17 protein-coding genes and 4 tRNA genes are annotated in these 16,097 nt (G+C 57.9%); 13 read left to right on the top strand and 8 right to left on the bottom strand.

The window, feature by feature from the left end; genetic code table 11:
- The first annotated feature begins 31 nt into the window (after positions 1-31).
- The gene (locus tag GGE33_RS07640; protein ID WP_112507838.1) at positions 32-733 is read left to right on the top strand and encodes a corrinoid protein; all 702 of its coding nucleotides are present in this window, start codon (positions 32-34) and stop codon (positions 731-733) included.
- A gap of 53 nt (positions 734-786) precedes the next feature.
- Here the strand turns inward: GGE33_RS07640 and GGE33_RS07645 are convergent, their stop codons facing one another.
- A complete protein-coding gene (locus GGE33_RS07645; RefSeq protein ID WP_148146456.1) occupies positions 787-948 on the bottom strand; it encodes an entericidin domain-containing protein in 162 nt (53 codons plus the stop codon).
- Positions 949-962: 14 nt separating this feature from the next.
- Between GGE33_RS07645 and GGE33_RS07650 the strand changes: the two genes are divergently transcribed.
- The 4 genes from GGE33_RS07650 to GGE33_RS07665 all read left to right on the top strand — a co-directional run bounded on the left by GGE33_RS07650 (position 963) and on the right by GGE33_RS07665 (position 5,086).
- Positions 963-1,604 (top strand): DUF1638 domain-containing protein, encoded by a 642-nt coding sequence (locus GGE33_RS07650; RefSeq protein WP_183821827.1) that lies wholly within the window; start codon positions 963-965, stop codon positions 1,602-1,604.
- Between the two features lie 118 nt (positions 1,605-1,722).
- Positions 1,723-2,025, top strand: a complete 303-nt coding sequence (locus tag GGE33_RS07655; protein ID WP_148146454.1) for a virulence factor — start codon at positions 1,723-1,725, stop codon at positions 2,023-2,025.
- 46 nt (positions 2,026-2,071) lie between these two features.
- Positions 2,072-3,037, top strand: coding sequence for a methyltetrahydrofolate cobalamin methyltransferase (locus GGE33_RS07660; protein ID WP_183821828.1), 966 nt, complete (start codon positions 2,072-2,074; stop codon positions 3,035-3,037).
- Between the two features lie 9 nt (positions 3,038-3,046).
- Positions 3,047-5,086: an ASKHA domain-containing protein gene (locus GGE33_RS07665; RefSeq protein WP_183821829.1), complete on the top strand. Its 2,040-nt coding sequence runs from the start codon at positions 3,047-3,049 to the stop codon at positions 5,084-5,086.
- 33 nt (positions 5,087-5,119) lie between these two features.
- Here GGE33_RS07665 and GGE33_RS07670 read toward each other — a convergent pair whose 3' ends face one another.
- A complete protein-coding gene (locus tag GGE33_RS07670; RefSeq protein WP_373289340.1) occupies positions 5,120-6,058 on the bottom strand; it encodes a LysR family transcriptional regulator in 939 nt (312 codons plus the stop codon).
- 175 nt (positions 6,059-6,233) lie between these two features.
- Between GGE33_RS07670 and GGE33_RS07675 the strand changes: the two genes are divergently transcribed.
- Positions 6,234-6,431 carry a hypothetical protein gene (locus GGE33_RS07675; protein ID WP_183821830.1) on the top strand — a complete coding sequence of 66 codons (198 nt, stop codon included), beginning with the start codon at positions 6,234-6,236 and terminating at the stop codon, positions 6,429-6,431.
- A gap of 286 nt (positions 6,432-6,717) precedes the next feature.
- Complete coding sequence (locus GGE33_RS07680) at positions 6,718-7,746, top strand: GlxA family transcriptional regulator (protein WP_148146450.1); 1,029 nt, start codon at positions 6,718-6,720, stop codon at positions 7,744-7,746.
- Positions 7,747-7,869: 123 nt separating this feature from the next.
- Here the strand turns inward: GGE33_RS07680 and GGE33_RS07685 are convergent, their stop codons facing one another.
- Both GGE33_RS07685 and GGE33_RS07690 read right to left on the bottom strand, forming a co-directional pair.
- Positions 7,870-9,135 (bottom strand): FAD-dependent oxidoreductase, encoded by a 1,266-nt coding sequence (locus GGE33_RS07685; protein WP_183821831.1) that lies wholly within the window; start codon positions 9,133-9,135, stop codon positions 7,870-7,872.
- A gap of 157 nt (positions 9,136-9,292) precedes the next feature.
- The gene (locus GGE33_RS07690) at positions 9,293-10,045 is read right to left on the bottom strand and encodes a pyridoxine 5'-phosphate synthase (RefSeq protein ID WP_183821832.1); all 753 of its coding nucleotides are present in this window, start codon (positions 10,043-10,045) and stop codon (positions 9,293-9,295) included.
- 416 nt (positions 10,046-10,461) lie between these two features.
- Here GGE33_RS07690 and GGE33_RS07695 point away from each other — a divergent pair.
- Positions 10,462-10,538, top strand: a tRNA-Pro gene (locus GGE33_RS07695).
- 147 nt (positions 10,539-10,685) lie between these two features.
- On the opposite strand, the gene GGE33_RS07700 is transcribed toward GGE33_RS07695, so the two are convergent.
- On the bottom strand, positions 10,686-11,162 hold the full coding sequence (locus tag GGE33_RS07700) for a DUF192 domain-containing protein (protein ID WP_183821833.1): 477 nt from the start codon (positions 11,160-11,162) through the stop codon (positions 10,686-10,688).
- A 35-nt stretch (positions 11,163-11,197) separates the two neighbouring features.
- Entirely contained in the window at positions 11,198-11,776 is a 579-nt protein-coding gene (locus GGE33_RS07705) for a cold-shock protein (protein ID WP_148146447.1), read from the bottom strand.
- 195 nt (positions 11,777-11,971) lie between these two features.
- On the opposite strand from GGE33_RS07705, the gene gloA reads away from it, so the two are divergent.
- From gloA to GGE33_RS07730, 5 genes are all read left to right on the top strand, one after another.
- A complete protein-coding gene (gloA, locus tag GGE33_RS07710; protein WP_183822444.1) occupies positions 11,972-12,412 on the top strand; it encodes a lactoylglutathione lyase in 441 nt (146 codons plus the stop codon).
- Positions 12,413-12,539: 127 nt separating this feature from the next.
- On the top strand, positions 12,540-13,148 hold the full coding sequence (locus GGE33_RS07715; RefSeq protein ID WP_183821835.1) for a hypothetical protein: 609 nt from the start codon (positions 12,540-12,542) through the stop codon (positions 13,146-13,148).
- A gap of 118 nt (positions 13,149-13,266) precedes the next feature.
- A tRNA-Glu gene (locus GGE33_RS07720) sits at positions 13,267-13,341 on the top strand.
- A 141-nt stretch (positions 13,342-13,482) separates the two neighbouring features.
- Positions 13,483-13,557: transfer RNA gene (locus tag GGE33_RS07725), tRNA-Glu, on the top strand.
- Between the two features lie 141 nt (positions 13,558-13,698).
- Positions 13,699-13,773: transfer RNA gene (locus GGE33_RS07730), tRNA-Glu, on the top strand.
- 24 nt (positions 13,774-13,797) lie between these two features.
- On the opposite strand, the gene recJ is transcribed toward GGE33_RS07730, so the two are convergent.
- Both recJ and GGE33_RS07740 read right to left on the bottom strand, forming a co-directional pair.
- On the bottom strand, positions 13,798-15,630 hold the full coding sequence (recJ, locus tag GGE33_RS07735; protein ID WP_183821837.1) for a single-stranded-DNA-specific exonuclease RecJ: 1,833 nt from the start codon (positions 15,628-15,630) through the stop codon (positions 13,798-13,800).
- Positions 15,631-15,676: 46 nt separating this feature from the next.
- Complete coding sequence (locus tag GGE33_RS07740; RefSeq protein ID WP_183821839.1) at positions 15,677-15,898, bottom strand: hypothetical protein; 222 nt, start codon at positions 15,896-15,898, stop codon at positions 15,677-15,679.
- Positions 15,899-16,097 lie beyond the last annotated feature (199 nt).

Raw genomic sequence — 16,097 nt, forward strand, 5'->3', positions numbered from 1 at the left:
GAACATCGCCCCCAACCAGGGAAGAGAATTCATGTCCGACGACGACATCATTCTATCGGAGCTTTCCGACGAAGAACTCGTTCAACAGATGCATGACGATCTCTATGACGGTCTCAGAGAAGAGATCGAAGAAGCGACCAATATCCTGCTGGAGCGCGGCTGGACGCCCTACGACGTTCTGACCCAGGCTCTGGTCGAGGGCATGCGGATCGTCGGCATCGATTTTCGCGACGGCATTCTGTTTGTGCCGGAAGTGCTGCTATCGGCCAATGCGATGAAGGCCGGCATGGCGATCCTTCGGCCGCTTCTGGCAGAAACCGGCGCTCCGAAACTTGGCAAGGTGGTGATCGGTACCGTGAAGGGCGATATCCACGACATCGGCAAAAACCTCGTCGGCATGATGATGGAGGGTGCGGGCTTCGACGTCGTCGATCTCGGCATCAACAATCCAGTTGAGAACTATCTCGATGCGATCGAGCGCGAGAAACCGGATATCCTCGGCATGTCGGCACTTCTGACGACGACCATGCCCTATATGAAGGTCGTGATCGACACGATGAAGGAAAAGGGAATTCGTGACGATTATGTCGTGCTGGTCGGCGGCGCGCCGCTTAACGAGGAATTCGGCAAGGCGGTCGGTGCCGATGCCTATTGCCGTGATGCGGCAGTCGCCGTCGAGACCGCGAAAGACTTCCTCAGCCGCCGTCACAACCGGATGGCCGCAGGTGCCTGACGGGAAGCGCCGCATCTCAAGCGATGCGGCGCGTTTCTATCGGCCGTCTCGATTTAGTGCGAAGCTGCACGGTCTACACGACGACCGGCGTCCTGGGTGGCGTTCACGGTATTTGCCGTATCCTGACCCATTCCGCGGATCGTATTGCCGCAGGAGCTGAGCGAAACCGTGGTGGCGAAAAGTGCGGCGATAACTGTGAATGTCTTGGCCGTCATGATGGAATACTCCGATGGGTAAGGATCAAAATGTGCCGGAAAGTGATTTTCCGGCTATGGAACGTTCAACTCGCGAAAAAGTTCACGTGATCGCGTGCGGAGCGATCGCAAGGGAAATTCTTGCGGTTTCCAGGCAACAGGGGCTCAACCATATCGACCTCAACTGCCTGCCGGCGATTTGGCATGCCTATCCGCAAAAGATCGTTCCGGGGCTGGAAGCGGCCGTGGCCGAGGCCAGACAAAACGGGTTCGAGAGAATCTTTTTCGCTTATGCCGATTGCGGAACCGGCGGCGAGATCGACCGGCTGTGTGAGCGCGAGGGCATTGCCCGGATCGAGGGGCCGCACTGTTATTCGTTCTTCTCCGGCAATGAGGCCTTCCACGACAGGGCCGACCAGGATCTCCTATCCTTTTTCCTGACGGATTTTCTCGCACGTCAGTTTCGTGCTTTTGTCATCGAACCGCTTGGCCTCGATCGTCATCCCGAACTGAAGCCCATGTATTTCGGCAATTACCGGAAACTCATCTATCTCTCGCAGGAAGAAGACGAGGAGTTGCAGCATAAAGCGCGCGAGGCGGCAGACTATCTCGGGCTGGAATACGAATATCGTTTTACCGGCTATGGTGACCTAACCTCGGCGATCCGCTCGGTGTGATTGTTTCCGGCAAAACATATGAAAGGCATGACGTCGCTTTTCGTCATCTGCGACGTCGTGCGAAGCACAGTCCGAACCGAAGGACCGGTGCATGTTCACGGAGTAATCGGAGGAGCTCATGGCGGATCGCATTGTCGTCTTCTGGCGGGATATCCCGGCCCAGGTGATCATCAAAAAGGGACGACAGACCGCAAAGCGCGAGCTTTCCTTGCGCTTCACCGAGGCGATCGACATGTGCGCCATGCGCACCGGAGCGGCAGAAACCGACGATTACCTCGCTGAATGGCGTAAGGCCGATCCGATACCGGTTTCCGACGACCTGGAAGCTGAGGCGGATGCGGCAGCGGCGGAGCTTGAAGCCGCCTACGACAAGGAAAAACTCGTGGCGCTGGTAAAGGCCGGCGGCCGGGAGAGCGCATAAACCACCGCCGATCCTTTTATCACTCCCCCCTGAACCGGAGATCGCAATGACACGCACCATCGTCGCATCCGCAACCCGGGAAATCGTGATCGGCTTCGACCAGCCTTTCTGCGTCATCGGAGAGCGGATCAACCCGACCGGCCGCAAGAAGCTGGCCGCCGAGATGATCGAGGGCAATTTCGACACGGTCATCAAGGATGCGCTGGAACAGGTGGCGGCTGGAGCGACGATGCTCGACGTCAATGCCGGTGTCACCTCGGTCAATCCGAACGAGACGGAGCCGGGGCTTTTGGTAAAGACGCTGGAGATCGTCCAGGGCATGGTGGATGTACCGCTGTCGATCGACAGTTCGGTAACGGCGGCGATCGAGGCGGCGCTGAAGGTCGCCAAGGGGCGGCCGCTGATCAACTCGGTCACTGGCGAGGAAGAGAAACTCGAAGCGATCCTGCCGCTCTGCAAGAAATACGACGTGCCGGTCGTGGCGATCTCGAATGACGAGACCGGGATTTCGATGGATCCGGACGTGCGATTTGCAGTGGCGAAAAAGATCGTCGAGCGCGCAGCAGATTACGGGATCAAGAGCCATGATATCGTCGTCGATCCTCTGGTGATGCCGATCGGGGCACTCGGGTCGGCGGGACTGCAGGTGTTCGCCCTTCTGCGGCGGTTGCGCGAGGAGTTGAAGGTCAACACGACCTGCGGGCTTTCCAACATCTCCTTCGGCCTGCCGCATCGCCACGGAATCAATGCAGGTTTCATTCCCATGGTAATCGGTGCCGGCATGACATCGGCGATCATGAACCCCTGCCGTCCGCAGGAAATGGAGGCTGTTCGCGCTGCAAATGTGCTTAATGGCACCGACCAGAATTGCGGCAATTGGATCATGACCTATCGTGATTACAAACCTGCCGAAGGAGGTGCGACCGCAGCGGCGGTCCCTGCCCCATCGGCTGGTGGCGGACGGCGTGGTGGAAGGGCCGCACGGGCTGGGGCAGGCGCGAGGGCGGAGTAAGCGACGAGAATGGCTGACGCATCCCGTAGAGATCCCCTCGTCCTGTTCATGCCATCCGGCAAGCGTGGCCGCTTTGCGGTCGGCACGCCGGTGCTCGATGCTGCGCGCCAGCTTGGGGTCTATGTGGAAAGCGTGTGCGGCGGGCGGGCGACCTGCGGACGTTGCCAGATTTCGGTGCAGGAAGGCAATTTCGCCAAACATGGGATCATCTCGTCAGTCGACCACATCTCGCAAGTCGGGCCGAAGGAAGATCGATACGACCGGGTACGCGGGCTGCCCGGAGGGCGCAGGCTTTCCTGTTCGGCACAGATCCTCGGCGATCTCGTCATCGATGTGCCGCAGGATACGGTCATCAACGCGCAAGTGGTGCGCAAGGCAGCCGACGAGCGGGTGTTCGACCGCAATCCGGCAGTGCGCATGTGTTATGTCGAGGTCGAGGAACCCGACATGGAAAAGCCGCTCGGTGATCTCGACCGGCTGAAAGTGGCGCTCGCGACCGACTGGCATTTCGACGATGTCGAAGTGGATTTCCATATCATCCCGCAGGTGCAGCAGATCCTGCGCAAAGGCGAGTGGAAGGTGACGGCGGCGATCCACAAGGATCGCGAGGACGAACGCCCTCGCCTGATCGCCCTTTATCCGGGGCTGAAGAACGAGGCTTACGGGATCGCCTGCGACATCGGTTCGACAACGATCGCCATGCATTTGTCGTCGCTTCTGTCCGGCCGCACGGTCGCGTCTGCCGGCACCTCCAACCCGCAGATCCGATTCGGCGAAGACCTGATGAGCCGGGTTTCCTATGTGATGATGAACCCGGACGGGCGCGGAGCGATGACCGATGCCGTGCGTGAGGCTCTGAACGGGTTGATCGACCGGGTGTGTGCCGACGGTGGCATTTCACGCGCGGACATTCTCGACAGCGTCTTTGTCGGCAATCCGATCATGCATCACCTGTTTCTTGGAATTGACCCGACGGAACTGGGTGGCGCGCCATTTGCGCTGGCGGTCTCAGGTGCCGTCGAGGTGAAGTCTTCGGAAATCGGCCTGCCGATGACTGCCGGTACGCGGACCTATCTTCTGCCCTGCATTGCCGGGCATGTGGGCGCCGATGCGGCGGCGGCGACATTATCCGAAGGACCGCACCGGCAGGACGAGATGATGCTGCTGGTCGACATCGGCACCAATGCGGAAATCGTGCTCGGCAACCGGACGCGTGTCGTTGCCGCATCTTCGCCGACCGGCCCTGCTTTCGAGGGCGCCGAGATTTCATCGGGCCAGCGTGCAGCGCCGGGTGCGATCGAACGGGTGCGGATCGACCCGGTCACGCTTGAACCGCGTTTCCGCGTGATCGGCGTCGAACCATGGTCGGACGAGCCGGGGTTTGCTGAAGCGGCGGCGCAAATCGGCGTAACCGGAATCTGCGGTTCCGGCATCATCGAGGTGATCGCCGAAATGTATCTTGCGGGGATCATCTCGGAGGATGGCGTTGTCGATGGCGGGCTCGCCGCGCGCAGCCAGCGTATTCTCGAAAACGGCCGCACCTTCTCCTACCTGCTGCATGACGGGACGCCGCGGATCACAGTGACGCAGAATGACGTGCGGGCGATCCAGCTTGCCAAGGCGGCGCTTTATGCCGGCGTAAAACTTCTGATGGACAAGCAGGGCGCCGGCCATCTTGACCGGATCGGACTTGCAGGAGCCTTCGGCACGTTCATCGACCCCAAATATGCGATGGTGCTGGGCCTCATCCCCGACTGTGACCTTGAAAAGGTGAAGGCCGTCGGCAACGCGGCGGGAACCGGCGCGCGCATGTGCCTGCTCAATCGCGATTATCGCCGGGAAATCGAAGAAACGGTCAGCAAGATCGAGAAGATCGAAACTGCACTGGAGCCTAAATTCCAGGAACACTTCGTCGCGGCCATGGCTCTGCCGAACAAAGTCGATGCGTTCCCCAACCTCAGGATGGTCGTCACTCTGCCGGAACGAAAGATGTTGGCGGATGCAGGTGCGGATGGCGGACGCAGAAGGCGCCGCTCGCGTGATACGTGAACGGCGCCGGATATTATCTTGAAATGATGTAACTCAGGCCGCGACGGCATCCAGCGAACTGAAGGCATCCTTGATGCTCTCGGCAACCGCCTTGGCCGGAATGGAGAGATTCGGCGCGGTCAAAAGACGAATATCGAACGTGATGAGATCCGGCATGCCTTCCTTGGGCCCGAGAATCTGCATGTCCTCGGTAATGTAGGACAGCGGGAACGGCGCGATCGCCAGGTCGGAAACGACTGCAGCACGCTGTGCCATCGTGTGGGCGCTGGCATAGGCGATCCGGTAAGGCCGCTTCTGTTTATCCAGCTGGGCGATTGCATCATTGCGCCAGACGCAGCCTTCTTCCCAAACGGAGATGGGAATCGGATCGCGCAGATAGGCATTGCCGCATTTGGCGCCGGCCCAGACGAGTTTTTCCGTGTGAATAATCTCGCCACCGGTCGGAAACGGGCGGGTGGCGCAGTTGATCAGTGCCAGATCAAGCCGCTGTTCCTCCATACGCTTGCGCAACAGCGTGCTCTGATCGACAGTTACGTCGACCATGATGCCGGGAAAATGCTCGCCGAAATCCTTGAGGATCTTTGGCAGCAACCTTTCGGAGATATCGTCCGGTGCGCCGAGCCGTACGACGCCCGACAGTTCCGGCATTACGAAGCGCGACACCGCCTCATTGGACAATGCCAGCATGCGTCGAGCATAAGATAAAAGCACTTCGCCGTTCTGGGTGAGCGTCACAGAACGGGCATCACGCAGAAAAAGCGTCGACTTCAACTGCTCTTCCAGCTTTTTGATCTGCATCGAGACTGCCGAGGGTGTTCGCAGTACGACATCAGCAGCTGTCGAGAAATTGCCGGTTTCGGCAATGGCGACGAAAGTGCGCAGGACATCATTATCAAGCAATGGCAGCGGCGTTCTGAACGGTACGGTCATCGGTGCACCCATCAAATTTTCTGAACTTAAGCACCATATCATTTCGTTTGATTGAAAGTCAAACAGGGCGGATACTGCAAAACATCGGAAGCAGGCGTCGTTGCAAAACAGAATTTCATAAGACGTGCGACAGCCATCCGATCGATTGATGGATTGGCCTTTTCCCTCCCAGAAGGAAGCCGCCGAAAATCTGAACGAAATCCAAGGAGCAAGCGAAATGACGACTATCACTTATCTCGACGAGCGCCGGTTGGGCGCCTCATCAAAGCCTCAGACCTCCCACCCGCAGCAGGTCATCTCCCTGTTCGACCGTGCGGTTGCAGCCTGGAACCGCCGCAAGACGGAACGCATGTTGGAAGGACTTCCGCAGGAAATCCGCAAGGACATCGGCTGGCCGACAACGATCGGCAAGTGATGTCCATCCCGGGGTCGACCCGCTATACGAGCCGGATAGTTCCGGCGATACAGAGATATGAACCCTAGACATGGTCCGCCAGCCAGACGCTGCGGACCATGTCGCATTCCGGCAATTTGATAAAATGCAGGAAAAGCCAGGAACCTATCACCAGTGCGACGCCTAGATGTCGCAAAAATGCCATTTCCCTGTCGTCAAAAGCTCTGCTCAAGAATAGCATCCATGCGAGTGTCGCTTTTGAAGCAATGCAAGACCGCATCAAGCGGCGGCAAGGGGAACTACGACAATGGATCTGACCAGCAAGCCACAGGTAAAGAAGCGCACGATCGTCTTCTTTCTCGTTCCACACTTCACCATGCTGCCGTTTTCGGCGGCGATCGAAACGCTGCGGATTGCCAACCGCATGCTCGGTTATTCGGCTTATAGCTGGCGGCTCTGTTCCGCCGATGGCGAAAAGGTATATTCGTCGAGCGGGATAGGTATAGAAGTCAATTCGTCGCTGGCAGACGAAAGACGTCATCTTAGCGGCGAAAACCGACCGAACATGGTTCTCGTCTGCTCAGGTATCTATGTCGAGGAATTCAACAACAAGTCAGTCAATGCATGGCTGCGCGAGACCTATAATCGTGGAATCGCCGTCGGCAGCCTGTGCACCGGAGCGCATGTCCTGGCGCAGGCGGGCCTGCTCAACGGCAAGCGCTGCGCGATCCATTGGGAAAATCTGCCCGGCTTTTCCGAAGCCTTTCCGCAGGCAGAGGTCTATGCCGATCTCTATGAGGTCGACGGCAATCTCTATACCTGCGCCGGCGGCACGGCGTCGCTCGACATGATGCTAAACCTGATAGGCCAGGATTTTGGCGACAACCTCGTCAACCGGGTCTGCGAACAGCAATTGACCGACCGGGTGCGCAACCCGCATGACCGTCAGCGCCTACCGCTTCGCGCGCGTCTCGGGGTACAGAATTCCAAGGTGCTTTCGATCATCGAGCTGATGGAAAACAATCTTGCGGAGCCTTTGTCGCTCATCGAGATCGCCGATGATGCCGGCCTATCCCGTCGGCAGATCGAACGGCTGTTCCGCCAGGAAATGGGCCGTTCGCCGGCACGGTATTATCTCGAAATCAGACTGGATCGCGCCCGCCATCTGCTTGTGCAGTCCTCCATGCCGGTAGTCGAAGTGGCGGTCGCCTGTGGCTTCGTTTCCGCCTCGCATTTTTCCAAATGCTATCGCGAGGTTTATAACCGCTCGCCGCAACAGGAGCGCGCCGAGCGCAAGCTGACGCTCAACACGGCGCGCACCGGCGTCGTTGTTTAATACACATCCGGAGGTGCTGTTTATCCGGCGCCACCCTCGCCTCTCGACGAGGGTCTGTCTGCGTTGCAGCTGCTGAGGCGGCAGTAGATGCTCGGGACAGGCCCGAGCATGATGATCGCCGGATCACGCCTCGTCCTTCAGCGTCTCTTTCTGGGTTATCAGGCGAGCGCTGTGCTGGCCCGAAAGATAGATCCATAACCAGCTCCAGGCGACGGCGAGCCGTGATCGCGTGCCGATCAGGAAGTAGATGTGGGCGAGCCCCCATATCCACCAGGCAAGCCCGCCCTTAAGCTTTATCCTGCCGAAATCGATGACAGCGGCTCGTTTTCCGATCGTCGCAAGACTGCCCTGGTGGAAATACCTGAAGGGTGCCGGCGCAGGCTTGGCAGCCAGACGCGCCTTGATGACTTTGGCCACATAAGCGCCCTGCTGCTTGGCAGCCGGCGCGATACCGGGAACAGGCTTTCCATCGTCCTGTTTGACCGACGCTGTGTCACCAATGACGAAAATGTTCGGATCGTGTGCGGCAGAAAGATCGGGACCAACAATGGTACGCCCCGCCCGGTCGGCCTCGGCACGAATCCATTGTGCGGCGGGAGATGCCTGCACGCCAGCCGCCCAGATGACCGTACGGCAAGGCACGAAGGTTTCGCCGACCGTGACCCCCTCCTCGGTAATCGCAGTTACAGGCTTCCCGGTTCTGACTTCGACGCCAAGCTTTTCCAGCGCTGATTTCGCATAAGCCGACAAATCCTCGGAGAAGGCTGCCAGAACCCGCGGGCCGGCCTCGATCAGTATCACCTTCGTTGCTGTCGTATCGATGCTGCGGAATTCCGGCGGCAGAACTTTCTGGGCGAGTTCGGCAATCGTGCCGGCCATCTCGACGCCGGTCGGACCGGCGCCGATGATGGCGAAGGTCAATAGCGCATCGCGGTCGGCCGTCTTCTCCGAAAGTTCTGCGCGCTCGAAGGCAAGCAGGATACGGCGACGCAGCGTCGTTGCATCTTCCAGCGTCTTGAGGCCCGGGGCGAGCTTTTCCCATTCGTCGCGGCCGAAATAGGCGTGGCGTGCGCCGGTTGCCAGAACGAGCGTGTCATAAGGGATAGCGCGGCCGGATTGGAGGCGAACAAGCTTGGCCTCCGTATCAACGTCGACAACCTCATCCAGAATGGTGGTGACATCCTTCCGATCGCGGTAAAGCCTGCGAATCGGCCAGGCGATTTCCGAGGTTGCGAGCAATGTCGTCGCGACCTGGTAGAGAAGCGGTTGGAACAGATGGTGATTGCGCCGGTCTATCAGGGTTATATCGGCGGAGCTGCCTTTGAGCCCATGAACGGTCTGGATCCCTCCAAAACCACCGCCGACGACGACAATCCTATGCTTGGTCACTGTAAGCGCCCTTTCTTCTGGCAGCTTCAATTGACGCAGGCTCCAACCTCAACGGTGGAGCCGCGCTAACAGTGACTTAGGTTGATAATCCTCAAGAACAAATGCGCTGAGCGCATATCACCGATCCAATTCAAAGTGATCCGATAGGATGCAGACCTCAGACCGCCTGGCCGCAGGCGTGGCGGAAGCGGCGGACGGTTTCCGCCATGCCGAATTCCAAGGCATCGGCCGTCAAGCCGTGGCCGATCGAGACTTCCGCCAGTTTCGGGATACGTTTGACCAGCGCCGGAAGGTTGGCAACCGTCAGATCATGGCCGGCATTGATGCCGAGACCAAGAGCGATTGCAGCATCCGCAGTCTTGCCCAGATCGACAAGAATGTCCGCGCCCTTCTGCGGATCGTCGAAGCAGCCGCCATACGGACCGGTATAAAGCTCGATACGATCGGCCCCCGTGGCCTTTGCCAGTTTTACAGCCTCAAGGTCTCCATCACCATCGGCAAACAGGGACACCCGCATGCCGCCCTTTTTCAGCCGCGCGACAATCGGCTTCAGCATCTCGCCGTCACGGCGAAAATCAAACCCGTGATCGGACGTTGCCTGAGACGGGTCATCAGGCACAAGCGTAACCTGCTCAGGTTCGATCTTTTCACAGAGGGCGAGAAAATCCTCGCTCGGATATCCCTCGATATTAAATTCCGCATGAGGGAACTCGTCATCAATCAACGCCCGAATCGTCGGAAGGTCAGAGAAGCGGATATGCCGCTGATCAGGCCGGGGATGAACCGTCAGGCCGGAAGCGCCCGCCTGAAGTGTGATGCGCCCCAGATTTTCGACGCTCGGCCATGGAAGATCACGACGATTGCGCAGCATGGCAATGGCATTCAGGTTCACGGAAAGCAATGTAGGCATGGCGGGTATCCGTTGATCGAAGGACAATCCTTCTTAGATGACCGACCGCGCAAAAACCACCAACCGAAAACCATGATTGTCATCAAGAATTTTCATCGAAGAGATTTTGGTGCGCGGCAAGGTTGGATTTGATCGCATTTTACATTAGATTTATCTAACAGAATTCGCCCACCACCCACCGGACCGAGGCGGCGGACCGGGACTGGCGCGGCGAATTCTGTCACTTCTTTCTTTCTGCAAACAAAGCAGACCGTATCCGAACAGCCCTGGTAACGCGTCATTATCGGGCAGAAGATTTGCGCTTATAAGCCGAAAATATCCTGGTATCCGCAGATTGACGTATCCTGTCTTGTAGAATGTCTATTTTTGCAGTTGCGGCCTGCCCAGGAACCGTGTATCTCGCCTTCACCTTGGCACGGAGTGTAGCGCAGTCTGGTAGCGCATCTGGTTTGGGACCAGAGGGTCGGGAGTTCGAATCTCTCCACTCCGACCATTTATTTCCCAAAAAATCATCTGCTCTAAAGCGCTTAGGCGCTCATCTCAACCCGTTTTGGTGCGAAACAGCCGCAACGTGTTGAGTTGACTGTCTTTAAGTTACGCTCACGATGGTTTTTTAAAGCGGTTTCCGCGAACTCAGCAGTCAGCCGCCATTGTGCAAAGGCTTGCCGATTACCTTGTCGCCGACCTTGATGCCGAGGGCTTTGGTGCGGCCGGCATTGAGTTCCAGCACGTATTTCACCGGGCCGCGCGAATCGATGATGTCGCGAGAAAAAGGGACTGCGTTTTCACGGATATGGGCGATCGACCCGTCGGTCCGGATGAAGACCATATCGAGCGCCAGAACCGTATTCTCCATCCACATGGACACCTGACGTTCCGCTCCGAAATCGAAGAGCATACCGTGATTGGTGTCCATCTGCTTGCGGAACATCAGGCCGTGTTCGCGTTGCGCGTCGTTGAGCGCAAGTTCGATCGTGAAAGGATAAGTCTTGCCGCCGGCGGTGCGAATGGACAGCTCGGATCGTGGAAAAACCACATCCTGTTGCGCCTGCGCCGTCTGCGATGACGCGCCGGCGGCGGCAAAAACGAAGAAAAGCGCCATCAAGGCGCCTTTCATAACATTCCTGGTTTCTGACCGAACTGTTGCAAACATCAATGCGACCGGTTTGTGGGCACGACGTTATCAGGATGGATTTCGGCTGCCATCAACCCCTTGTCGCCAGGTCCAAAGCGCACCAGAACGACCTGACCCGGCCTCAACTCGGTCAGGCCGAAGCGTCGCAATGTTTCCATGTGAACAAAGATATCTTCCGTGCCCTCGCCGCGGGTCAGGAAGCCGAACCCTTTGGTGCGGTTGAACCACTTGACCAGCGCGCGTTCAAGACCGCTCGTCGCCGTCACCTGCACATGGGTGCGTACCGGCGGCATCTGCGATGGATGAACCGCCGTCGACTGGTCCATGGAAAGGATGCGGAAGGCCTGATAGCCGCGATCGCGTCGCTGGATCATCGCCACGATGCGTGTGCCTTCGAGAATGGTCTGGTATCCGTCGCGGCGCAGGCAGGTCACGTGCAACAACACGTCCTGCATGCCGTTGTCCGGCACGATGAACCCGAAGCCCTTGGCCACGTCGAACCATTTCACGACGCCGGTGATCTCGATCAGATCAACCGGTTCACCCGCAAATTCTTCGAAACTGGCAATGCCCTTCGATGACATTCTGTCTGCCATACCTGTCGGCCCCTCGGTTACGCGCCACACATGACGGTTAACTGATTCTTAGAGGATAGATTAACATTGCGCCAACCGTCCAGCGCAAGTCTCGTGTTCTTCTTATTCACGTCCTTTCTATTCGCGGTGGCTTGCTCCAGGCTGGCGGCTGTTCCATATCGAAGATGGCGAAAACGCTTAAATCGAGGGATCCAAATGCGATATCTCCACACTATGGTCCGGGTCAAAGACCTGGATGCCTCCCTTCATTTTTATACAACTCTGCTCGGCCTGAAAGAAGTCCGCCGAATTGAAAACGAAAAGGGCCGTTTCACCCTGGTTTTCCTAGCGGCAAGCGACGATATCGATCAGGCGACAGCCAATCAGGCACCTTGCCTGGAACTCACCTATAACTGGGACACCGAGGATTATACGGGTGGCCGCAATTTCGGCCATCTCGCCTACGAAGTCGACAATATCTATGAATATTGCGAGCATCTGCAGAAGAACGGCGTGACCATCAACCGGCCGCCGCGCGAAGGCCGCATGGCCTTTGTACGTTCTCCCGATGGCATTTCATTCGAAATCCTCCAAAAAGGCGGCAATCTTCCGGTTGCTGAGCCATGGGCCTCGATGCCGAATATCGGCAGCTGGTAATGACTTTTGACGGCGGCGCATTTCGTGTCGCCGTCAACCACTCAGGGTCCACGCAAGCTTGAAGGTAATGATTGACGCTACGCGATTCGCGGCTTCAATCTTTCTCACCAGCCGGAAGGCCAGAGCGTTGACGACCATATCTCCCAGCCATTTTCCCCGTTCCGCCACAGGCACCGTCATCAGGCAGATTGCGTTGACGGGAATTCTGATCACCCTGCTCGGAAGTTGCGCCACGACAAAAAAAGTGGCCGAGGCAGATGATGCGGGCCAGGCGGACACCGCCGCGGCGGCGGTCGACATGCTCGCAAGGGGCGAGACCGCGACAACAGGCTCCCAAAGCGCTTATGTCGATCCGATGGTGACAACCGCGCATGGCCGCAAGATCCCCCAGAAGGGAACGCAGGCTATGGGCATGCGGGCAACTGCTGGCGGCACGCCCACCCACAACGCACTGACACAGACCTATTCGCCCCTTCAGGCATCGATCGCGGGCGCGGTAACCGAGCCGACCGGCGTGCGTGCCGGCAATACAAGCATCTTTTCAGGGCACGCCCAGGCGGCTGGCCCGGAAATGGCGGCGACAATGACGACCGGCTCGACTGCGCTCGATTCCCCCTATCCTGCAGCAAGAGCCATGCCGGCTGGCGGCGTGAACGCAATGACGCGCAGCGTATTCAGCACCGGCACACCCGTCGCTTGTGGCAACGACGTCAATGGAAACATGATAAGCTGCTGATTTCACGAGCCCTTCTCTGGTTTCATACAAGTTTTTACCGCTTGTCATTTTTTTTGCAAAAAACATCGTTTTGCAGCTTGCGGGAAAGAAATCCCCTCTCTATAAGGCACCTCAGCACGCGCCCTTCGTCTATCGGTTAGGACGTCAGATTTTCATTCTGAAAAGAGGGGTTCGACTCCCCTAGGGCGTGCCACTCCCCCTCCGCCAAGTCATTGTTAGAATTACCCAATTACCATCTGATGGCAGTTTGGAATTTTTCTTAATTTGACCTTTGAAAAGTGCATTTTTGCGCTTGCGGTCTTTAATCGACGCCCCTATAAGGGCGCCACAGCACGCGCCCTTCGTCTATCGGTTAGGACGTCAGATTTTCATTCTGAAAAGAGGGGTTCGACTCCCCTAGGGCGTGCCACTTCCTCTCTGCCAAGTCGTTGTTCAAAAGAGCCTATTCGGTTTTGTGGATATTTCTGTTTTTTTCCGCAGAAGATGGCGAAGACACGCATTTTTCGCTTGCGATATCTCCTCTTCCCCCCTATGAGAGCGCTCACCGCACGCGCCCTTCGTCTATCGGTTAGGACGTCAGATTTTCATTCTGAAAAGAGGGGTTCGACTCCCCTAGGGCGTGCCACTTCCTTATCCAAAAATCGGAAAATCATTTTGCCAATGCTGCATCCAGCAGGCGCAACTGTATCCGTCGACTGCCCTGCCAATAGTCTGCGCTCAGGCTTCCGGCGGCATGGATTTGCAGGCCGCGTGATTTCATCAGGAGGTCGCCCAGAGGTGTATCTGCGGCACGGAAAGCGATCCCGTCCAGGCGTGAGCCGTCCATTGCTTCCAGTGTTATCTTGATGTGAGCAGTGCCCACCGGACGGACATCCCTCAAACGATGGGAGGGGATGGCGAAGATCGGCTGCGGATGACCGGAGCCATAGGGCCCGGCTTTTTCCAATTGATCGAAAAGGTCGAGGGTTGCTCCTGATGCCGACAGAGCGCCATCGATCTTCAATGAGTGGCTTGAGACGAGAGACGGCACGCGCGAGGCGGCACTCTCCTCGAAAAATGCCCTCAACGCCCCGAGTTTGGCTCGCTCGACGGTGAGGCCCGCTGCCATGGCATGACCGCCACCCTTCACCAGCAGACCGCTTTCCACGGCCGCCCGCACCATATGGCCCATGTCGAAACCATTGATCGAGCGGCCGGAGCCGGTGCCTTTCCCTTGCGAATCGAAGGCGATCGCGAAAGCGGGGCGCTTGAACTTCTCCTTCAGCCTAGCCGCAAGCAGACCGACGATGCCGGGATGCCAGCCTTCATGTGCGGTGACCAGAACATTGGCGCCCTCGCCGTCTCCGTATTCGGCCAGCACTTCGGCTTCCGCTTCGGCAAGCATCGCCGCTTCCATCGCTTGACGATCCCGGTTGAGTTCATCGAGGCGGGCTGCGATTTCCTCTGCCTGCACGCCGTCTTCGAGGGTCAGTAGGCGGCTGCCGAGCGCTGCATCGCTGATGCGTCCGCCGGCATTGATGCGCGGACCGATGAGGAAGCCAAAATGATAAGGCGTAACCGGTCCCGATAGGCCAGCCTTCCTGAAAAGTGCCGCGAGGCCGAGATTGGTCATATGGCGGGCCGCAATCAGCCCCTTGACCACGTAAGCTCGGTTCAACCCCTTGAGCGGCACAACATCACACACGGTCGCGAGCGCCACGAGATCGATCCACGCAAGAAGATCTAGATTTGCCGCTCGCTTGTCTCCGGCTTCACGCAAAAGACGCGCGGTGGCGACAAGAACAAGAAACACCACGCCGGCGGCGCATAGATGCCCCTGCCCCGACAAATCGTCTTCGCGATTGGGATTGACGAGCGCGACTGCTTTCGGCAGCTCGGTTCCTACCTGGTGATGGTCGATCACCACCACGTCACATCCCTTCGCCGCGGCGGCCGCAAGCGATTCGTGGCTAGTCGAACCACAGTCGACGGTGACGATCAGGCTCGCGCCGCGTGCGATCAACTGTTCCATGGCGGCAACATTCGGGCCATAGCCTTCGAATATGCGGTCAGGAATGTAGATTTCGGCATCGATCTCGAAATGCTTCAGGAAACGATAGAGAAGTGCTGAGGACGATGCTCCATCGACGTCATAGTCGCCGAATATAGCGACACGTTCGCGCCGGCGGATCGCTTCGAGAATTCGCGCCGAAGCCTTGTCGCAATCCGTCAGCGTCAATGGATCGGGCATCAGCGAGCGGATGGTCGGATCAAGAAAGGCCGGAGCGTCGTCCAAAGACACGCCACGCCCGGCAAGAACACGGGCGATGATCTCGGGAATCCCATGGATCTGGGCGATTGCCAGCGCACGGTTCTGCGCTGCCTGATCGAGCCTGGACATCCAGCGCTGCCCGGATGCAGACCGCTCCACTCCTAGAAATGCCCTCTGGACGGGATCCGCGGGTTCCTGGGGCGTTAAAGCGGTAAATGTCTTTGTCGTCATCGGCTATCCATAGCCGACGACGTGCAGAAGCGGAAATGCTTTCGCGTCAAAGCCAGTTGTGAATCAACAACCACACTGCAGCGAACATAGACGCCGATGCAACAGCGAGGATAGCGACAACAAATGAACCTGCCCTTTCAGGCTCGCCATCGTCTTCACCAACCAAATCCTCGTTGAACGAATAAACAAGCTTCAGATACGGCACACTGCTGTGCCCGCTGTGACGCTTGGGTTGGCCGTAAAGGCCGTCACTCATGTCAATAGACATCACGCAAACGCCTCCTCCTGCGATGGTGAATGAGGAGAGTGTACGGCGATTTTCTCCCTGCGACCAGTCATCAAACTGTCATTCGGGAATATTTTCACAAAATACTAAAATAGGGCCAAAGCGCGTCGCCGCTTCAGGTCTACACGCTACGCCTTGGCTTCTTGTTCTTGGCTGTTGTTACGCAGCCGGCCCGAGATTT

The sequence above is a fragment of the Aliirhizobium cellulosilyticum genome, assembly GCF_014198105.1.
GTDB lineage: Bacteria > Pseudomonadota > Alphaproteobacteria > Rhizobiales > Rhizobiaceae > Neorhizobium > Neorhizobium cellulosilyticum.

Excerpts from the sequence above, each read along its gene's own strand:
- GGE33_RS07640 (WP_112507838.1), top strand. The coding sequence starts at position 32 with ATGTCCGACGACGACATCATTCTATCGGAGCTTTCCGACGAAGAACTC.
- GGE33_RS07740 (WP_183821839.1), bottom strand. The coding sequence starts at position 15,898 with ATGTCTATTGACATGAGTGACGGCCTTTACGGCCAACCCAAGCGTCAC.
- recJ (WP_183821837.1), bottom strand. The coding sequence starts at position 15,630 with ATGACGACAAAGACATTTACCGCTTTAACGCCCCAGGAACCCGCGGAT.
- GGE33_RS07645 (WP_148146456.1), bottom strand. The coding sequence starts at position 948 with ATGACGGCCAAGACATTCACAGTTATCGCCGCACTTTTCGCCACCACG.
- GGE33_RS07705 (WP_148146447.1), bottom strand. The coding sequence starts at position 11,776 with ATGGCAGACAGAATGTCATCGAAGGGCATTGCCAGTTTCGAAGAATTT.
- GGE33_RS07690 (WP_183821832.1), bottom strand. The coding sequence starts at position 10,045 with ATGCCTACATTGCTTTCCGTGAACCTGAATGCCATTGCCATGCTGCGC.
- GGE33_RS07680 (WP_148146450.1), top strand. The coding sequence starts at position 6,718 with ATGGATCTGACCAGCAAGCCACAGGTAAAGAAGCGCACGATCGTCTTC.
- GGE33_RS07660 (WP_183821828.1), top strand. The coding sequence starts at position 2,072 with ATGACACGCACCATCGTCGCATCCGCAACCCGGGAAATCGTGATCGGC.
- GGE33_RS07650 (WP_183821827.1), top strand. The coding sequence starts at position 963 with ATGGGTAAGGATCAAAATGTGCCGGAAAGTGATTTTCCGGCTATGGAA.
- GGE33_RS07675 (WP_183821830.1), top strand. The coding sequence starts at position 6,234 with ATGACGACTATCACTTATCTCGACGAGCGCCGGTTGGGCGCCTCATCA.
- GGE33_RS07655 (WP_148146454.1), top strand. The coding sequence starts at position 1,723 with ATGGCGGATCGCATTGTCGTCTTCTGGCGGGATATCCCGGCCCAGGTG.
- GGE33_RS07665 (WP_183821829.1), top strand. The coding sequence starts at position 3,047 with ATGGCTGACGCATCCCGTAGAGATCCCCTCGTCCTGTTCATGCCATCC.
- gloA (WP_183822444.1), top strand. The coding sequence starts at position 11,972 with ATGCGATATCTCCACACTATGGTCCGGGTCAAAGACCTGGATGCCTCC.
- GGE33_RS07670 (WP_373289340.1), bottom strand. The coding sequence starts at position 6,058 with ATGATATGGTGCTTAAGTTCAGAAAATTTGATGGGTGCACCGATGACC.
- GGE33_RS07700 (WP_183821833.1), bottom strand. The coding sequence starts at position 11,162 with ATGAAAGGCGCCTTGATGGCGCTTTTCTTCGTTTTTGCCGCCGCCGGC.